Here is a 702-nt window from a genome sequence, read left to right on the forward strand (position 1 = left end):
TTCTTTTTTCGGGCTGGTCATGAGTACGTTACTAGCAGCATGTGTTTTTTTTAGTGCAACATGGGGCACAATTGACAACTTATTTTACAGGCAAAACGGATTCAACTAGTCAAAGAGCTTTTATGTATGAAACGATTTTCCAACTATGCAAGGAACATTATTTTTTAGGAGTCGGTATTGGCGTCACGCCAAAATTTGTTTTTACGGCATTATATGGCACATCAAATATCCCGGACAGCATGCAACGAACGATGAGTGCGCATAATCTATGGCTTTCTAATTTATCTGATGTGGGGCTTATTGGATTTTTTCCATTCGTTTTGTTGGTTATCTGGTTTATTGTTCACGCAATGAAGTTATACGTTCAGAACAAGCAGTTGCTTGCGGCAATTCCAATTTGTATTTTGATTGCTTTTGTAGCGATATCATTTGGCAGTAGTAGCGTATTCGAAATGCGGATTGTATGGCTCGGTCTTGGTCTTGCTCTGACAATTATTAGCTTAGCAGAGCAGAAGCGCAATCTACAAATAACTTAAATTTAGAACAGGAGTGACAATATGGGGAAACAGATCAAAGTCTTAGCAGTTGGAGCGGGTTGGCGAGGATCTAATAGCAAATCACTTTTCAATGGTTTTGTTAAACGTGGGTGTGACGTTCGAATTATTGAAACAGATAGTTATTTCTACAATTATTCCATACCAG

At 38.5% G+C, this 702-nt stretch carries 1 protein-coding gene; it reads left to right on the forward strand.

The genetic code is table 11. From position 1 onward, the window contains the following. Positions 1-71: 71 nt before the first annotated feature. Entirely contained in the window at positions 72-536 is a 465-nt protein-coding gene (locus tag PCORN_RS16795) for an O-antigen ligase family protein (protein ID WP_159102639.1), read from the forward strand. Positions 537-702: the final 166 nt, after the last annotated feature.

Source organism: Listeria cornellensis FSL F6-0969, assembly GCF_000525855.1.
GTDB classification, from domain to species: Bacteria; Bacillota; Bacilli; order Lactobacillales; family Listeriaceae; genus Listeria_A; species Listeria_A cornellensis.